Here is an 857-nt window from a genome sequence, read left to right as displayed (position 1 = left end):
GCCGGGTAGGCGTCGGTGAGTCCGGCGGGCAGCAACACCCGATCCGCCTCACCCACCAACGCGAACGGCACCACCGGCTCCCACTCCCGACCACCGGCACCACCCAACGACGCCACCAACCCACGCACCGTCCGATACGCGAACACATCCCGCACACTCGTCCGATAACCCGCAGCCCGCAGCGACCCCACCAACGTCACCGCCAACATCGAGTCACCACCAAGATCGAAGAAACTCTCCTCCACACTCACCGACGAACGACCCAACACCCGAGCCCACACCTCAGCGACAGCCCGCTCCACCCCCGACACCGGCGCCACGAACACACCCACCGGCACATCACCAGCACCCACCACCGGCAACCGCCGACGATCCACCTTCCCGTGCACATCCACCGGCACCGCATCAATCACCACATACGCCGCCGGCACCATCGCCTCCGGCAACACCCCCCGCACAAACTCCCGCAACCCAGCCGGCTCCACCACCGACCCCACCTCGGGCACCACAAAACCCGCCAACACCCGCCGACCATCAACCTCCACCACCGACGCCACCGCATCCCGCACCCCCACACACGAACGCAGCGCCGCCTCCACCTCCCCCAACTCCACCCGCACACCACGCAACTTCACCTGCGCATCCAGCCGACCCAGGAACTCCAAACTCCCGTCCGACCGCCACGCCACCACATCCCCAGTCCGATACAACCGAGACCCCACCGGCCCAAACGGATCCGGCACAAACCGATCCGCCGTCAACCCCGGCCGACCCACATACCCCCGACCAACACCCACCCCCGCAACACACAACTCACCCGGCACACCCACCGGCACCACACCAAGACCCTCATCGAG

At 67.3% G+C, this 857-nt stretch carries 1 protein-coding gene; it reads right to left on the bottom strand.

Annotated elements, in window-relative coordinates; translation table 11 throughout:
• Nucleotides 1-635 (bottom strand): phosphopantetheine-binding protein (locus tag ACLQ2S_RS27145; protein WP_425703822.1); only part of this gene is annotated, 635 nt, incomplete at its 3' end.
• Nucleotides 636-857: the final 222 nt, after the last annotated feature.

The sequence above is a fragment of the Micromonospora sp. DT48 genome (assembly GCF_049844495.1).
Classification (GTDB): domain Bacteria; phylum Actinomycetota; class Actinomycetes; order Mycobacteriales; family Micromonosporaceae; genus Micromonospora.
The sequence above is the reverse complement of the archived record's forward strand: the minus strand, read 5'-3'. Positions and strand labels throughout refer to the sequence as shown.